The organism is Agromyces ramosus (assembly GCF_030817175.1).
GTDB lineage: Bacteria > Actinomycetota > Actinomycetes > Actinomycetales > Microbacteriaceae > Agromyces > Agromyces ramosus_A.
On record NZ_JAUSYY010000001.1, the window covers coordinates 3,313,935 to 3,328,986 of the forward strand.

Genomic DNA, 15,052 nt, shown 5'->3' on the forward strand with positions numbered 1-15,052 from the left:
GCTACTTGCCGCGCTCGAGCTTCTCGCGCTCGTACTTCGCGCGCTCGAGTGCGTGCTTGACGGCTTCGCGTTCGCGCTTCTGCGCCTCGCGGAGCGCCTTCTCGGCCTCGCGCCGTGCCTTCGCCGCCTCGCGCACCGCCTTGTCGCGGGGCGGATCGAGCACCGTCGGCAATTGCTCCACCTGCGTCGTCGGCGCTCCGCGCTCCAGGCGGCCGACGTGGTACTCGATGCCGTCGAGGATCCGCTCGAGGCCGAATGAGAAGTCGTCGTCGAGGTCGCCCTCGAGATCGACGGGGTTGCCGATGTAGCCGCCCGCGGCGAGGAGCGGGGCGAGGTCGGGGAAGCGCTCGGGGGTCACGTGCTCGGCGAGCGTCGCGAAGAAGTTCTCGCCCGTGACGTCGCCGGGGTCGGCGGCTGCCGCGGCGGCGGCGCTGATGTCGCGCTCCTGGGCGCTCGTCGCGCGGGAGTAGCTCGTGAGCAGCAGCAGCGTCGACATCTTCTCGCCGTCGCTCAGGGGGAGTGCGCGCACCTCGTGAAGGAACCAGTCGACGATGGTGAGGCTGTTCGGGGTGATCGGCGCACCGGAGATCGGGATGTCGACGAGCCACGGATGTGCGCTGTAGCCGGCGCGGATCGCGAGCACCCACGCGGTGACGCCCTCGCGCCAGCTCCAGCTCTGCTCTGCGGTGGAGTCGGGGACGACGACGTCGCTCGCGCGCTCCTGCATGAGCAGGATGAGGTCGTCTTTACTCGTCACGTAACGGTAGAGCGACATCGTCGTGAAGCCGAGTGATGCCGCGACCCGGCTCATCGAGACGGCGGCGAGGCCCTCGGCGTCGGCGATCTCGATGGCGGCATCGACGATGCGCTCGATCGAGAGTTCGCGCTTCGGCCCGCGCTGGGGGTGCGTCGCGACGCCCCAGGCGAGGGCGACGGCCCGCGGGAGCTCGGGCTCGGGTCGATCGGCGTCGGGTCGCGTGCGATCGCTCATCGGCTCCAGTTTCTCGTTTCGGTGTTGACGACAGTCTAGAACTGTGTATTACTTAAACAACAGTGGATCACATAAACAGTTTGCGGCATACGCAGACATGATCGAAAGGAGGGGGCCATGAACCTCGCCATCGAAGCGCGCGGATTGCACAAGCGATTCGGGCGCACCGACGTGCTCGCCGGTCTCGACATCGCGGTGCCCGCCGGCACCGTCTTCGCCCTGCTCGGGCCGAACGGCGCCGGCAAGACGACGACCATCAACATCCTCACGACGCTCGTACGCCCCGACGCCGGCAGCGCCCACGTCGCCGGGTTCGACGTCGTCACGAGCGCTGATGAAGTCAAGCGGCGCATCAGCCTGACCGGCCAGTCGGCCGCCGTCGACGAGGTGCTCACCGGCACCGAGAACCTCGTCATGATGGGTCGGCTCTCCGGGCTCACCCGTCGGGCGGCGCGAGCACGAGCCGGCGAGCTCCTCGAGCGATTCGAGCTGGCGGATGCCGCCGGCCGCCGTGTCGGCACCTACTCGGGCGGCATGCGGCGGCGCCTCGACCTCTCGCTGAGCCTCGTCGTCGACGTGCCGATCCTGTTCCTCGACGAGCCCACGACCGGCCTCGACACCCGCAGCCGCCAGGAGTTGTGGAGCGTCATCCGCTCGCTCGCCGATGCGGGCACCACGGTCTTCCTCACGACCCAGTACCTGGAGGAGGCCGACCGGCTCGCCGACCGCATCGCCGTGCTCGACGGCGGCCGTGTCGCCGCCGAGGGCACCGCCGACGAGCTCAAGGCGCGCATCGGCGGCGATGTCGTCGAGCTCCGCGACATCGACGGCACGCTGCTCACCGAACGGCCCACCGACGGGAGCGTGCACGGACTCCGCGCCGCGATCGACGAGCTCGACCGCACTGCGGCGGCGTCCGGGCCCGGGGTGCAGGTCTCGATTCGCCGCCCCAGCCTCGACGACGTCTTCCTCGCCATCACGGGCGGCCCGGCGAGGGCCGCGAGCACCGCCGCGGCATCCGCCCCCGAACTCATCGAATCGAAGTGAGCGCCATGACCACCCTCGCAACCGCTCGGCCACGTCTGGGCGCCCTCACCGCCGAATCGACGTTCATCGGCCGCAGCTTCATCCACACGGTGCGCGACGTCGAGACGATGCTCATGGCCGTCGTGCTGCCGACGATGCTCATGCTCATGTTCACCTGGATCTTCGGCAACGCGATCGACCCCTCGGGCGGCTACGTCGACTACGTCGTGCCCGGCATCATCCTGCTCTGCGCGGGGTTCGGGGCGTCGTCGACCGCGATCTCGGTCTCCCGCGACATGACCACCGGCATCATCGACCGCTTCCGCACGATGCCCCTCCGAAGCGGTGCGGTGCTCACCGGCCACGTCGTCGCGAGCCTCGCGCGCAACCTCCTGGCCACCGCCGTCGTCATCGCCGTGGCGCTGCTCGTCGGCTTCCGGCCCGAGGCCACGCCGCTCGAGTGGCTCGGAGTCTTCGGCATCGTCGCGCTCTGGATCCTCGCGATCACCTACCTCTTCGCGGCGATCGGGCTCGCGGCCTCCACTCCCGAGGCGGCGAGCGGATTCGGGTTCATCCTTCTCTTCCTGCCCTATATCTCGAGCGCGTTCGTGCCCGTCGAGACCATGCCCGAGTGGCTGCAGCCGATCGCCGAGAACCAGCCGATCACCCCGGTGACCGAGACGATCCGGTCGCTGCTCATGGGCACGCCGATGGGCGACTCCGCCTGGCTGGCGGTCGCGTGGTGCATCGGGATCACCGTGGTGTCGGTCGTCTGGGGAGCGTGGTTGTTCCGCCGCAAGGCGGGGCGCCGCTGACGCGAGATCGAAGTCGGATGCCGCGGCGCTGCAGTGCGCCGCGGCATCCATCGCCCGCACCCCGGGAACGACACGGCCGCTGGTCTAGAATCGAGCGGTCATGACTGCCATCTACGACTGTTCAGTCGAATCCCAGCTGCTCACCGGCATGCGCCTCGCTCGCGGCGCCATCGGGCGCGGCGAACTCGTGGTCATCCCCACCGACACCGTCTACGGCGTCGCCGCCGACGCGTTCGACGCGAAGGCGGTCGCACGCCTCCTCGACGCGAAGGGCCGTGACCGCACGTCGCCGCCGCCCGTGCTGATCCCCGGCATCCCCACACTCGACGCGCTCGCGAGCGAGGTTCCCGAGCCGGTGCGTCGCCTCGTCGCCGAGTTCTGGCCGGGTGGCCTCACGGTCATCCTGCGAGCACAGCCCTCGCTGCAGTGGGACCTCGGCGAGACGCGCGGCACGGTCGCGCTCCGCATGCCCGCCAACCCGATCGCCCTCGAGCTCCTCTCCGAGACCGGCCCGCTCGCGGTCTCGTCGGCGAATCTCTCAGGGCAGCCCTCGGCGGTCACGGCATCGAATGCCGCGGAGATGCTCGGCGACTCGGTCGCCGTCTACCTCGACGGCGGCACGGCGGGCTCCGACTACGAGCCCATCGGAGAGCGCCCCGGCGACACGTCGTCGACCATCGTCGACGCGACGGGCATCCGCGACGGCGAGGGCACACTCCGCATCGTGCGCGCCGGTGTCATCTCGAGGGAGCGCATCGCCGCCGTCGTCGGCGACGAGCTCCTCGCACCCGAGGCATCCGCATCGACCGCTGCTTCGGCGTCGGCCGTCGCATCCGAGCCCTCCGGTGCATCCGCGTCGCCCGCCGCATCCGATTCGCCGCCCGCCGACGAAGCGGACGCCGCCGCCTCATGACCCTCTTCCTCATACTCGCCTTCGTCGCCGCCCTCGTCACGTTCCTCGGGTCGATCCTCGTCTGGAAGCTGAGCCTGAAGTACCGGCTCTACCCGAAGATCCGCGATCGCGACGTGCACACCCGTCCGACCCCGCGCCTCGGCGGCATCGCGATGTTCGTCGGCATCGTCGCGGCCATCTGCGGGGCGGCGTTCCTCTCGACCTTCGGCTCCTCACGGTTCGCGATCCTCTCGATCATCTTCCAGAACCCCTGGCAGATCGTCGCGATCCTGGGTGCGGCGCTGCTCATCGTGCTGATCGGCGTCGCAGACGACATCTGGGACCTCGACTGGACGACCAAGCTCGCCGGCCAGTTCATCGCCGCCGGGCTCATCGCCTGGCAGGGCGTGACGATCGTGTCGCTCCCGATCGCCGGGCGCACGGTGGGGTCGTCGTGGATGAGCGCCGCGATCACGGTGTTCGCGATCGTGCTCGTCATGAACGCGATCAACTTCATCGACGGACTCGACGGCCTCGTCGCGGGTGTCGCCCTCATCGCCAACGGCACGTTCTTCCTCTACACCTACCTGCTCGTGCAGAAGACGTCGCCGCAGAACTACTTCAACCTCGCCTCGCTGCTCGCGGTGGTGCTCGTGGGAGCCTGCATCGGATTCCTCCCGCTCAACTGGCATCCGGCGAAGCTCTTCATGGGCGACGCGGGTGCCCTGCTGATCGGTCTCCTGATGGCGACGTCGGCGATCGCCGTCACCGGCCAGATCGACCCGTTCTCGATCGGCGGCGGCGAGCTCGTGCCCGCGTTCATCCCGATCATCCTGCCGTTCGCGGTGCTCGTGATCCCATTGCTCGACTTCGGCCTCGCCGTGATCCGCCGGCTGCGCGCCGGCAAGTCGCCGTTCGCCGCCGACCGCAAGCACCTGCACCACCGGCTCCTCGACATGGGGCACTCGCACCTGAACGCGGTCCTCATCTTCTACGCCTGGACCGCGGTGGCCTCGATCGGATGCCTCCTCTCCTTCGTCTTCCCGGTGTACTTCGGCATTCCGTCGTGGTGGGCACTCGTGCTCCTCATCGTCGGATTCCTCGTCTGCGCGGTGCTCACGCTCGCGCCGCTCGGGCGGCGCAAGCGCCTCACGGTTGCGGCCGAGGAGTCGGAGACGGGTGTCTCGTCGTTCGACGAGCTCGAGGGCGCAGTCCCCACGGCGGCCGACGCAGGTGACCGCCGGGCAGAATCCGCCGACCCTGAAACTGGAGCAGCATGACCGACGCACGTCCTGACCCCGTCGACCGCACGCCGACCTCGAACCCGGTGCTCCGCAGGGCGCTCGCCTGGGGCGGCCTGCTCGCAGCGGTCATCCTCGTCGTGAGCGCCGTGCTCGGTTTCGTGTTCGCCGGGCTGCCGGGTCTGCTCGGCGGTCTCGTCGGCACGCTGATGGCCGTGGTCTTCATGGGCATCACGGCCGCCAGCATCCTCCTCGCCAACCGATTCGCCGGCAGCGACCTCTTCGTGGGCGCCTTCTTCGGCATCGTGCTCGGGGGCTGGCTCCTGAAGTTCATCGTCTTCATCGTGCTCGTCGTGCTGCTCCGCGACGCCGCGTGGCTCGACACGACGGTGCTCTTCCTGAGCCTCGTCGCGGGCGTCATCGCCTCGCTCGTCGTCGACGTGCTCGTGGTCGCGAAGTCGCGCCTGCCGTATGCGAGCGACATCGAGTTGCCGAAGGCGCCCACCGACGAGTGAGGCGCCTCCCGTGATTCGTCGGGGGCCGGAAGTATTGCTAGAGTAATGGAGATCCCCCCGGTTTTCCGCCCGGCTTCGGCCTGTGCAGAATTCCATTCCGATGTTCGTCGTCGCGAGAGCCGAGCTCCACGCCCCGAAACAGGAGAAAGCGCTGCTAGCTAACGCTCTGAACCTGCTGGTTCCGATGTCAACCGACGATGGTGGCTTCCACGGCCCATCGATCAATGAGTTCTTCCCGGGGGCGCTCCTCTTCGAGGACACGATCTTCTCGATCGACCGCATTCAGTTGGTGCGCTTCGTCGCGGTAGTCGCGATCATCCTCGTGTTCTGGCTCGGCACCCGCCGCATGAGCATCGTGCCGGGGCGCTTCCAGAGTCTCGTCGAGATGGGCCTCGACCTCGTTCGCGTGAACATCGCCGACGACCTCCTCGGCAAGAAAGACGGCAAGCGGTTCCTGCCGCTGCTCACCACGATCTTCTTCATGGTGCTGTTCATGAACCTCACGGGCGTCATCCCGTTCCTGAACATCGCCGGCACGTCCGTCATCGGCGTGCCCCTCGTGCTCGCGATCGTCGCCTACGTCACCTTCATCTACGCGGGCATCAAGAAGAGCCCCAAGAACTTCTTCAAGAACTCGCTCTTCCCATCGGGTGTGCCCTGGCCGGTCTACATCATCGTCACGCCGATCGAGTTCATCTCGACCTTCATCATCCGGCCGATCACGCTCACGCTCCGACTCATGATGAACATGATCGTCGGGCACCTCCTGCTCGTGCTCTTCTTCGCGGCAACCCAGTTCTTCGTCTTCTCGCTCGGCGGCGGTTGGGTCGTCCTCGGTGCCGGCACCCTGGCCTTCGGCCTCGTGTTCACGCTGTTCGAGGTGCTCGTCGCCGTCCTGCAGGCCTACGTCTTTGCACTCCTCACCGCCGTCTACATCCAGCTCGCGGTGGCAGAAGAGCACTGAGCCCGGGCATCCGCCCAGAACATCCCTAGGAAAGGAAAACCCAACGTGGACGCAACTACCGTTCTCGCTGAGATCAACGGCAACATCGCGACGGTCGGTTACGGCCTCGCGGCAATCGGCCCGGCCATCGGCGTGGGCATCGTCGTCGGCAAGACCATCGAAGGCGTCGCGCGCCAGCCCGAGCTCGCCGGCCGCCTCCAGGTGCTGATGTGGATCGGCATCGCCTTCACCGAGGCGCTCGCCTTCATCGGCATCGCCACGTACTTCATCTTCACCAACTAGTCCGCCTTTCGCAGCGATTTAGGAGGCCACCGTGCTTCATGCAGTACTCAGGGCTGCAGAGGAGGGCCACGAGGCGACCCCGAATCCGGTCCTTCCGGAGTTTTACGACATCCTCTGGTCGTTCGTGTGCTTCGTCATCATCCTCGTCTTCTTCTGGAAGTATGTGCTGCCGCGCATGCAGAAGCTGCTCGACGAGCGTGGCGAGGCCATCGAGGGCAACATCGCGAAGGCCGACGAGGCCCAGCGCAAGGCCGAGGCCGCCCTCGAGGAGTACACCGCACAGCTCGCCGACGCGCGAACTGAGGCCGGTCGCATCCGCGAGACCGCCCGCGAAGACGGCAAGAAGATCGTCGCCGAGGCGAAAGACCAGGCCACGAGCGAAGCCGCTCGTGTCACCGCGAGCGCACAGGCGCAGATCGAGGCCGAGCGGCAGTCCGCGCTCGTCTCGCTCCGTTCCGAGGTGGGCACCCTCGCCATCGACCTCGCCTCCGGCGTGATCGGCGAGAGCCTGTCCGACGATGCCAAGGCGACCGCGGTGGTCGACCGCTTCCTCGCCGACCTCGAGGCCTCCGAGGCCTCCGCCGGAGGGAAGAAGTAGTCCATGGGTAGCGCTACGAGGAAGGCCCTGGCCGGCACCCACGCCACGTTGCGTGCGCTCGGCCGGGCCGAGCTGCGGGTGGCCGAAGACGTCCTTGCGGCCGGACGGGTCATCGGCTCGTCGAAGCAGTTGCGCACGGCTCTCACCAACAGTGAGGCGGATGCCGCGCAGAAGCGCGCGCTCGTCGAGGCCGTGTTCGGGTCCAAGCTCACGGCCGACGCCGTGCGGCTGCTCACCGACCTCGCCTCGAACCGCTGGTCCGACTCCACCGACCTGCTCGAGGGCATCGAAGACCTCGGGTTCCGAGTCGCATCGGAGTCCGCGGGCGATGCGGCGATCGACGCCGAGCTCTTCGCGATCGAGCGAGCCGTCGCATCCGACTCGGGTCTCGAGCTCGCGCTCGGTAGCAAGTTGAACCCGACGGACTCCAAGGTGAAGATCGTCGATCGCCTGCTCGCCGGCAAGGCGTCGCCGCAGACCGTCGCGATCGTCAACCACCTCGTGCAGCAGCCGCGCGGTCGCCGAATCGGCGAGCTCCTGCGGCAGGCGGCCACCATCGTCGCCGAGCAGCGTGGCTTCCAGATCGCCACCGTCACGAGCGCGTCGCCCATCTCGGCGGCACAGCTCGATCGCCTCGTGCAGGGTCTCGAAGCCCAGTACGGACGTGCGCTCCGGGTCAACACCATCGTCGATCCCGCCATGCTCGGTGGGGTTCGCGTGCAGATCGGCGACGACGTCATCGACGGCAGCGTCGCCTCGCGCCTCAGCTCGCTGAGGCAGAAGCTTGCCGGCTGACGCCGGATGAACGACCGGCGTCCTGCGCCGACATAGACCAGTAGCTGTACAACCGGTACAGAAAAGGGAAAGACAATGGCAGAACTCTCCATCAGCCCCGACGAGATCCGTTCGGCTCTCTCGGAGTTCGTCTCGTCGTACGAGCCGGGCCAGGCGCAGACCACCGAGGTCGGATACGTCTCCGACGCCGCCGACGGAATCGCCCACGTCGAGGGCCTTCCCTCGGTCATGGCGAACGAGCTCGTGCGTTTCGCCGACGGCACCCTCGGCCTCGCGCTGAACCTTGACGAAGACGAGATCGGCGTCGTCGTGCTCGGCGAGTTCACCGGCATCGAAGAGGGCATGGAGGTGACCCGCACCGGCGAGGTCCTCTCGGTCCCGGTCGGCGAGGGCTACCTCGGCCGTGTCGTCGACCCCCTCGGCAACCCGATCGACGGTCTCGGCGAAATCACCGGCCTCGAGGGCCGTCGTGCCCTCGAGCTGCAGGCGCCCGGCGTCATGCAGCGCAAGTCGGTGCACGAGCCGCTGCAGACCGGCATCAAGGCGATCGACGCGATGATCCCGATCGGCCGCGGCCAGCGCCAGCTCATCATCGGCGACCGCCAGACCGGTAAGACGGCCATCGCGATCGACACGATCATCAACCAGAAGGCGAACTGGGAGTCGGGTGACCCGTCGAAGCAAGTTCGCTGCATCTACGTCGCGATCGGCCAGAAGGGCTCGACGATCGCGGGCGTGAAGGGCGCGCTCGAAGACGCCGGCGCCATGGAGTACACGACGATCGTCGCGGCTCCGGCCTCCGACCCGGCCGGCTTCAAGTACCTCGCGCCATACACCGGTTCGGCGATCGGCCAGCACTGGATGTACGACTCCAAGCACGTCCTGATCATCTTCGACGACCTGTCGAAGCAAGCCGAGGCCTACCGCGCCGTGTCGCTCCTCCTGCGCCGTCCGCCGGGACGCGAGGCGTACCCCGGTGACGTCTTCTACCTGCACTCGCGTCTGCTCGAGCGTTGCGCGAAGCTCTCCGACGAGCTCGGCGCCGGCTCGATGACGGGCCTGCCCATCATCGAGACCAAGGCGAACGACGTCTCGGCGTACATCCCGACCAACGTGATCTCGATCACCGACGGCCAGATCTTCCTCCAGTCCGACCTCTTCAACGCGAACCAGCGTCCTGCGGTCGACGTGGGCATCTCGGTCTCGCGAGTCGGCGGTGACGCGCAGGTCAAGTCGATCAAGAAGGTCTCGGGCACGCTGAAGCTCGAACTCGCGCAGTACCGCTCGCTCGAGGCGTTCGCGATGTTCGCGAGCGACCTCGATGCCGCGAGCCGCCGCCAGCTCGCTCGTGGCGCCCGCCTCACCGAGCTCCTCAAGCAGCCGCAGTACTCGCCGTACCCCGTCGAGGAGCAGGTCGTCTCGATCTGGGCCGGCACCAAGGGCAAGCTCGAACGAGGTCCCGGTCGAGGACATCCTCCGCTTCGAGCGCGAACTGCTCGACTACCTCGGTCGCAACACCGAGGTACTGTCCGAGCTTCGCGACTCGAACGTCCTCTCCGACGAGCTCGCCGCGACGCTCGAGACCGAGGTCGACAAGTTCAAGCTGGAGTTCCAGACGGGCGAGGGCAAGCCGCTCGCGTCGGTCGGATCCGAGCAGTTCGAGGCGATCGCCGCGGAAGAGGTCGTCCAGGAGAAGATCGTCAAGGGCCGCCGTTAGTCATTCCTCGTTCCCTGAGGCTCTCGAAGGGAACTGACCTCACGAGGTCGCATCGAGAGCCCAGCACCAGGAAGACAGGACACAGGAGAAACATGGGAGCGCAGCTTCGGGTCTACCGGCAGAAGATCAAGTCTGCCCAGACGACCAAGAAGATCACGCGAGCGATGGAGCTGATCTCCGCCTCGCGGATCCAGAAGGCCCAGGCGCGTGTCGCGGCGTCGGAGCCCTATTCGAACGCGATCACGCGCGCGGTGTCGGCGGTGGCGAGCTACTCGAACGTCGCACACGTGCTGACGACCGAGCCTGAGCGCATCGACCGCGCCGCGATCGTGATCTTCACGTCCGACCGCGGCCTCGCAGGTGCCTTCAACTCGCAGGTGCTTCGCGAGGCCGAAGAGCTCACCGAGCTGCTCCGCAGCCAGGGCAAGGAGGTCGAGTACTTCCTCGTCGGCCGCAAGTCCGTCGGGTACTTCAAGTTCCGGCGCCGCTCGTTCGAGCGCAGCTGGGTCGGAAGCACCGACAATCCCGACTTCGATACCGCCAAGGAGATCGGCGACGCCGTGCTGGAGGCCTTCCTCCGCGACGCGACCGACGGCGGCGTCGATGAGATCCACATCGTCTACAACCGGTTCGTGAGCCGCATCTCCCAGGTGCCCGTGGTCACGCGACTGCTGCCCCTCGAGGTCGTCGAGAGCGAGGAGATCCCCGATGCCAGGCACGAGGTATTCCCGCTCTACGAATTCGAGCCCGACCCCGAGACGGTGCTCGACAGCCTGCTCCCGGTCTACATCGAGAGTCGCATCTTCAACGCGATGCTCCAGTCCTCCGCGGCCAAGCACGCGGCGACGCAGAAGGCGATGAAGTCGGCGAGCGACAATGCCGACAAGCTCATCACCGACTACACGCGGCTGGCGAACAATGCGCGCCAGTCCGAGATCACCCAGCAGATTTCCGAGATCGTGGGCGGCGCTGACGCACTGTCGTCCGCCAAGTAGCCCCTTACGAAGAGAGAGAACACATGACTGACACCGCTCCCGCACCGGCCGCGGCCGCGCCCGTGGCCGGCGCCGTCGGCCGCATCGCCCGGGTCACGGGCCCCGTCGTCGACATCGAGTTCCCGCATGACTCGATTCCCGAGATCTACAACGCGCTCAAGACCGACATCACGATCGGCGACGAGACGACGACGATCACCCTCGAGGTCGCACAGCACCTCGGCGACGACGTCGTGCGCGCGATCGCGCTGAAGCCGACCGACGGCCTCGTCCGCGGTCAGGAGGTCACGGACACGGGTGCCGCGATCTCGGTGCCCGTCGGTGACGTCACGAAGGGCAAGGTCTTCAACGTCATCGGCGAGGTGCTCAACGGTGAGCCGGGCGAGACCATCGAGATCACCGAGCGCTGGCCGATCCACCGCAAGCCCCCGGCGTTCGACCAGCTCGAGTCGAAGACGCAGCTGTTCGAGACCGGCATCAAGGTCATCGACCTGCTCACGCCGTATGTGCTCGGCGGCAAGATCGGCCTCTTCGGCGGTGCTGGTGTCGGCAAGACCGTGCTCATCCAGGAGATGATCCAGCGCGTCGCCCAAGACCACGGTGGTGTGTCGGTGTTCGCCGGTGTCGGCGAGCGTACCCGTGAGGGCAACGACCTCATCCACGAGATGGAGGAGGCGGGCGTCTTCGACAAGACCGCCCTCGTCTTCGGCCAGATGGACGAGCCGCCGGGAACGCGTCTGCGCGTCGCCCTGTCGGCACTGACCATGGCCGAGTACTTCAGGGATGTGCAGAAGCAGGACGTGCTCCTCTTCATCGACAACATCTTCCGCTTCACGCAGGCGGGCTCCGAGGTGTCGACCCTGCTCGGCCGCATGCCCTCCGCCGTGGGCTACCAGCCGAACCTCGCCGACGAGATGGGCATCCTCCAGGAGCGCATCACCTCGACGCGTGGTCACTCGATCACTTCGCTGCAGGCGATCTACGTGCCCGCCGACGACTACACCGACCCGGCGCCGGCGACGACGTTCGCGCACCTCGACGCAACGACCGAGCTCTCTCGTGAGATCGCGTCGAAGGGTCTGTACCCGGCCGTCGACCCGCTGACCTCGACGTCGCGCATCCTCGACCCCAGGTACCTGGGCGAGGACCACTACCGCGTGGCCACGACGGTCAAGCAGATCCTGCAGAAGAACAAGGAGCTCCAGGAGATCATCGCGATCCTCGGTGTCGACGAGCTCTCCGAGGAAGACAAGATCACGGTGTCGCGTGCGCGCCGCATCCAGCAGTTCCTCTCGCAGAACACCTACATGGCGAAGAAGTTCACCGGTGTCGAGGGTTCGACCGTGCCGCTCAAGGACACGATCGAGTCGTTCGACGCGATCGCCAAGGGCGAGTTCGACCACGTCGCCGAGCAGGCCTTCTTCAACGTCGGCCCGATCTCCGATGTCGAGGAGAATTGGGCTCGCATCCAGAAGGAGAACGGCTGAGCATGGCCGTCCTCAATGTGAGCGTCGTCTCGGCCGACCAGGAAGTCTGGTCGGGCGAGGCGTCCATGGTGGTGGCACGCACCGTCGAAGGTGAGATCGGCATTCTGCCCGGTCACGAGCCCATGCTCGCGGTCCTCGCCGGCGGTGAGGTGCGCGTCACCCTGCCCGGCGGTGAGAAGATCGTCGCGAGCGCCGAAGACGGCTTCCTCTCGGTGCAGTCGAACGCCGTACAGGTGGTCGCCTCCCGCGCCGAACTCGCCTGAGGAGGCTCGGATGCAGGGGGAGCAACCGATCATCGACCGTCAATTCGGTGACCTCAGTGTCACCCAGCTCGTCGTCATGGCCGGGCTGCCCGGGGCCGGAAAGTCGACGATCGCCGAGATCGTCGGCGCTCGCCTCGGCGCCACGGTCGTCTCCGTCGACCCCATCGAGTCGGCGATCCTCCGAGCGGGGATCGATGCCGACCAGCCCACCGGGCTGGCGGCGTACCTGGTCGCCGAGGAGATCGCCGAGAAGGAGCTCGATTCCGGACGCACCGTCATCGTCGATGCCGTGAACGCCGCCGAGGCGGCGCGCCTGCAATGGCGTGATCTCGCTGAGCGTGCCGACGTGCGGCTCCGGGTCATCGAGGTCGTCTGCTCCGATGAAGCGGTGCACCGCGCTCGCCTTGCAAAGCGCGAGCGACGGCTCCCGCACCTCGAGGAGACCACGTGGCGTGCCGTTGAGCAGAGCCTCGAGGGATATGCCGCGTGGACGGGCCCCTCGTCGGCGCTGCCCCGCGTGACGATCGACAGCGTCCTGTCGCTCGGCGCGAACGTCGACGCTGCACTCGCGTTCATCGGTTCGTAGTGCTTGTACTGCTCCCGCCTTCGGAGACGAAGCGTGCGGGCGGTTCGGGTGCCCCACTCGATCTGGAGGCGTTGTCGTTCCGGGAGCTCACCGCGGTGCGCGCGACCCTCGTGGATGCCACGGTCGCGCTCGCTGCGGACCCAGTGTCTGCGGTTCGCGCGTTGAAGCTGAGTCATCGCCAGTCGGCGGAGGTCGAGCGGAATCGCGTGCTCCGGGAATCGCCGACGATGCCCGCGCTCGATCGCTTCACCGGAGTGCTCTACGACGCGCTCGACGCGGGCACGCTCGACGATCAGGCTCGGCGATTCGCGCACGAGCACGTGAGCGTGCACTCGGCGCTGTTCGGGCTCGTCTCGGCGCTCGACCCGATTCCCGCGTATCGCCTCTCGCATGACTCGCGACTGCCCGGGGTCGGGCTGCGCCGCGCCTGGCGAGGGCCGGTCGGCGAGATCCTCGCGTCGCGGGCCGACCTGATCGTGGACCTCCGATCGGAGGCGTACGTCGACCTCGGCCCCGCAGCCGCCCATGACCGGAGTGTGTTCGTTCGCGTCGTCGCGGTCGATGAGGCCGGTCGGCGACGAGCACTGAATCACTTCAACAAGCGCGCAAAGGGCCTGTTCACGCGTGCGATGCTGGAGTCTCGCCCGACAATCGAGACGCTCGACGATCTTCTGGCATGGGCGGGTTCGGCCGGGATCCAGCTCAAGCTCGGCGGGCGACGTGATGACGGCTCGCCTCGCGAGCTCGAGCTCGTCGCCTGAAGGGATGGGGGCCGGCCGCCGACGTCACCGCGAGGCCCGGAAGCACCCTGCGAGGTGGTCGTCGACCATGCCCGTCGCCTGCATGAGCGCGTACATCGTGGTGGGACCGACGAACCGGTAGCCGCGACGGCGGAGTTCCTTGCTCATCGCCGTGGACTCGGGTGTGACCGCGGGAACCTCGGCGAACGAGGCAGGATTCGTGGCTCGAGCCGGCGGTGCGAAGCTCCAGAGGAGCTCGTCGAGCGGGGTGTCGAGCTCGAGCGTGGCGCGGGCGTTCTGGATCGTCGCCTCGATCTTGCCGCGGTGCCGGATGATGCGCTCGTCGCCGAGGAGCCGCTGGATGTCGGTGTCGGTCATGGCCGCGACCCGTTCGGGGTCGAAGTCGTGGAACACCTCGCGGAATGCGGGCCGCCGGCGGAGGATCGTGATCCAGGAGAGGCCGGCCTGGAATCCCTCCAGGCAGACCTTCTCGAAGAGCCGCTGCCGGTCGCGTTGGGGAGTGCCCCACTCCTCGTCGTGGTAGCGACGGTACTCGGCGTCACCGGCGCCCCAGCCGCAACGGGCGATGCCGTCGTCGCCGAGGATGATCTCGGCGCGGGGGATGACGCTCACGCGGCGAAGCCGATTTGCTCGTGTCCGAGCAGCCAGAGCTTGGTGGGGATGCCGTTGCCGCCGGAGTAGCCGGTGATGCGGCCGTCGGAGGCGAGCACACGATGGCAACCGACGATGATCGGAACGGGATTCGCACCGACAGCACCGCCGATCGCCCTCGCGGAGCCCGGCTTGCCCACGGCCGCGGCGAGGGCGCCATAGGACGTGGCCTCGCCCCAGGTGAGGCGTTCGAGCTCGGCCCAGACGGCCTGCTGGAATGGCGTGCCCACGAGGCGGACGGGGATGTCGAAGTCGGTGCGATCTCCGGCGAAGTACTCGATGAGCTCGGCACGAGCGCGCTCGAGCAGGGCGTTCGAGCGCTCAGGCTCGGCGTCGTGGGGGAGGAGCCCGTCACGTTCGATGGAGAGGCCGGTGACGGCGTCGTCGTCGCCGACGATCTCGAGTCGCCCGATCGGGCTGTCGATTCGAATGAGGAACACGTTGGTCATGGTTCGAGCGTAGCCGCGGCATCC

Annotated in this window: 17 protein-coding genes and 1 pseudogene; 15 read left to right on the top strand and 3 right to left on the bottom strand. The window is 67.6% G+C overall.

Translation table 11 applies throughout. The features are described from left to right. Nucleotide 1: 1 nt before the first annotated feature. A complete protein-coding gene (locus QFZ26_RS15500; RefSeq protein WP_307043674.1) occupies nucleotides 2-991 on the bottom strand; it encodes a TetR/AcrR family transcriptional regulator in 990 nt (329 codons plus the stop codon). Nucleotides 992-1,108: 117 nt separating this feature from the next. Here QFZ26_RS15500 and QFZ26_RS15505 point away from each other — a divergent pair, with 117 nt between their 5' ends. The 15 genes and pseudogenes from QFZ26_RS15505 to QFZ26_RS15575 all read left to right on the top strand — a co-directional run bounded on the left by QFZ26_RS15505 (nucleotide 1,109) and on the right by QFZ26_RS15575 (nucleotide 13,928). Then, the gene (locus QFZ26_RS15505) at nucleotides 1,109-2,038 is read left to right on the top strand and encodes an ATP-binding cassette domain-containing protein (RefSeq protein ID WP_307043675.1); all 930 of its coding nucleotides are present in this window, start codon (nucleotides 1,109-1,111) and stop codon (nucleotides 2,036-2,038) included. Nucleotides 2,039-2,043: 5 nt separating this feature from the next. Continuing rightward, a complete protein-coding gene (locus QFZ26_RS15510) occupies nucleotides 2,044-2,832 on the top strand; it encodes an ABC transporter permease (protein WP_307043678.1) in 789 nt (262 codons plus the stop codon). Nucleotides 2,833-2,932: 100 nt separating this feature from the next. Continuing rightward, complete coding sequence (locus tag QFZ26_RS15515; RefSeq protein ID WP_307043680.1) at nucleotides 2,933-3,745, top strand: L-threonylcarbamoyladenylate synthase; 813 nt, start codon at nucleotides 2,933-2,935, stop codon at nucleotides 3,743-3,745. Next, a complete protein-coding gene (locus tag QFZ26_RS15520; protein ID WP_307043682.1) occupies nucleotides 3,742-5,004 on the top strand; it encodes an MraY family glycosyltransferase in 1,263 nt (420 codons plus the stop codon). Before QFZ26_RS15515 ends, QFZ26_RS15520 begins: the two co-directional genes overlap by 4 nt. Continuing rightward, nucleotides 5,001-5,480, top strand: coding sequence for a hypothetical protein (locus QFZ26_RS15525; RefSeq protein WP_307043684.1), 480 nt, complete (start codon nucleotides 5,001-5,003; stop codon nucleotides 5,478-5,480). Before QFZ26_RS15520 ends, QFZ26_RS15525 begins: the two co-directional genes overlap by 4 nt. A gap of 184 nt (nucleotides 5,481-5,664) precedes the next feature. After that, nucleotides 5,665-6,444, top strand: coding sequence for a F0F1 ATP synthase subunit A (gene atpB / locus QFZ26_RS15530; RefSeq protein WP_307043686.1), 780 nt, complete (start codon nucleotides 5,665-5,667; stop codon nucleotides 6,442-6,444). A gap of 45 nt (nucleotides 6,445-6,489) precedes the next feature. Next, entirely contained in the window at nucleotides 6,490-6,726 is a 237-nt protein-coding gene (gene atpE, locus QFZ26_RS15535; RefSeq protein ID WP_108390493.1) for an ATP synthase F0 subunit C, read from the top strand. A gap of 31 nt (nucleotides 6,727-6,757) precedes the next feature. Continuing rightward, nucleotides 6,758-7,324: a F0F1 ATP synthase subunit B gene (locus tag QFZ26_RS15540; protein WP_307043693.1), complete on the top strand. Its 567-nt coding sequence runs from the start codon at nucleotides 6,758-6,760 to the stop codon at nucleotides 7,322-7,324. Nucleotides 7,325-7,327: 3 nt separating this feature from the next. Continuing rightward, complete coding sequence (locus tag QFZ26_RS15545; protein ID WP_307043695.1) at nucleotides 7,328-8,119, top strand: F0F1 ATP synthase subunit delta; 792 nt, start codon at nucleotides 7,328-7,330, stop codon at nucleotides 8,117-8,119. A 75-nt stretch (nucleotides 8,120-8,194) separates the two neighbouring features. Then, nucleotides 8,195-9,836 (top strand): annotated as a pseudogene (gene atpA / locus QFZ26_RS15550) (F0F1 ATP synthase subunit alpha). Between the two features lie 92 nt (nucleotides 9,837-9,928). After that, nucleotides 9,929-10,831, top strand: a complete 903-nt coding sequence (locus QFZ26_RS15555; protein WP_307043696.1) for a F0F1 ATP synthase subunit gamma — start codon at nucleotides 9,929-9,931, stop codon at nucleotides 10,829-10,831. A 23-nt stretch (nucleotides 10,832-10,854) separates the two neighbouring features. Beyond that, nucleotides 10,855-12,318: a F0F1 ATP synthase subunit beta gene (gene atpD, locus QFZ26_RS15560; protein WP_307043697.1), complete on the top strand. Its 1,464-nt coding sequence runs from the start codon at nucleotides 10,855-10,857 to the stop codon at nucleotides 12,316-12,318. Nucleotides 12,319-12,320: 2 nt separating this feature from the next. Next, entirely contained in the window at nucleotides 12,321-12,581 is a 261-nt protein-coding gene (locus QFZ26_RS15565; RefSeq protein ID WP_307043699.1) for a F0F1 ATP synthase subunit epsilon, read from the top strand. 10 nt (nucleotides 12,582-12,591) lie between these two features. Continuing rightward, the gene (locus QFZ26_RS15570) at nucleotides 12,592-13,167 is read left to right on the top strand and encodes an AAA family ATPase (RefSeq protein WP_307043701.1); all 576 of its coding nucleotides are present in this window, start codon (nucleotides 12,592-12,594) and stop codon (nucleotides 13,165-13,167) included. Continuing rightward, nucleotides 13,167-13,928 (top strand): YaaA family protein, encoded by a 762-nt coding sequence (locus QFZ26_RS15575; protein ID WP_307043703.1) that lies wholly within the window; start codon nucleotides 13,167-13,169, stop codon nucleotides 13,926-13,928. Before QFZ26_RS15570 ends, QFZ26_RS15575 begins: the two co-directional genes overlap by 1 nt. 24 nt (nucleotides 13,929-13,952) lie before the next feature. Here QFZ26_RS15575 and QFZ26_RS15580 read toward each other — a convergent pair whose 3' ends face one another. Then, entirely contained in the window at nucleotides 13,953-14,531 is a 579-nt protein-coding gene (locus QFZ26_RS15580) for a DNA-3-methyladenine glycosylase I (RefSeq protein WP_307045101.1), read from the bottom strand. Nucleotides 14,532-14,536: 5 nt separating this feature from the next. Beyond that, nucleotides 14,537-15,028, bottom strand: a complete 492-nt coding sequence (locus tag QFZ26_RS15585) for a methylated-DNA--[protein]-cysteine S-methyltransferase (RefSeq protein WP_307043705.1) — start codon at nucleotides 15,026-15,028, stop codon at nucleotides 14,537-14,539. Between the last annotated feature and the right edge of the window lie 24 nt (nucleotides 15,029-15,052).

Coding starts and splice junctions, on each gene's coding strand:
- QFZ26_RS15500 (WP_307043674.1), bottom strand. CDS start 991: ATGAGCGATCGCACGCGACCCGACGCCGATCGACCCGAGCCCGAGCTC.
- QFZ26_RS15505 (WP_307043675.1), top strand. CDS start 1,109: ATGAACCTCGCCATCGAAGCGCGCGGATTGCACAAGCGATTCGGGCGC.
- QFZ26_RS15510 (WP_307043678.1), top strand. CDS start 2,044: ATGACCACCCTCGCAACCGCTCGGCCACGTCTGGGCGCCCTCACCGCC.
- QFZ26_RS15515 (WP_307043680.1), top strand. CDS start 2,933: ATGACTGCCATCTACGACTGTTCAGTCGAATCCCAGCTGCTCACCGGC.
- QFZ26_RS15520 (WP_307043682.1), top strand. CDS start 3,742: ATGACCCTCTTCCTCATACTCGCCTTCGTCGCCGCCCTCGTCACGTTC.
- QFZ26_RS15525 (WP_307043684.1), top strand. CDS start 5,001: ATGACCGACGCACGTCCTGACCCCGTCGACCGCACGCCGACCTCGAAC.
- atpB (WP_307043686.1), top strand. CDS start 5,665: ATGTCAACCGACGATGGTGGCTTCCACGGCCCATCGATCAATGAGTTC.
- QFZ26_RS15545 (WP_307043695.1), top strand. CDS start 7,328: ATGGGTAGCGCTACGAGGAAGGCCCTGGCCGGCACCCACGCCACGTTG.
- QFZ26_RS15555 (WP_307043696.1), top strand. CDS start 9,929: ATGGGAGCGCAGCTTCGGGTCTACCGGCAGAAGATCAAGTCTGCCCAG.
- atpD (WP_307043697.1), top strand. CDS start 10,855: ATGACTGACACCGCTCCCGCACCGGCCGCGGCCGCGCCCGTGGCCGGC.
- QFZ26_RS15565 (WP_307043699.1), top strand. CDS start 12,321: ATGGCCGTCCTCAATGTGAGCGTCGTCTCGGCCGACCAGGAAGTCTGG.
- QFZ26_RS15570 (WP_307043701.1), top strand. CDS start 12,592: ATGCAGGGGGAGCAACCGATCATCGACCGTCAATTCGGTGACCTCAGT.
- QFZ26_RS15585 (WP_307043705.1), bottom strand. CDS start 15,028: ATGACCAACGTGTTCCTCATTCGAATCGACAGCCCGATCGGGCGACTC.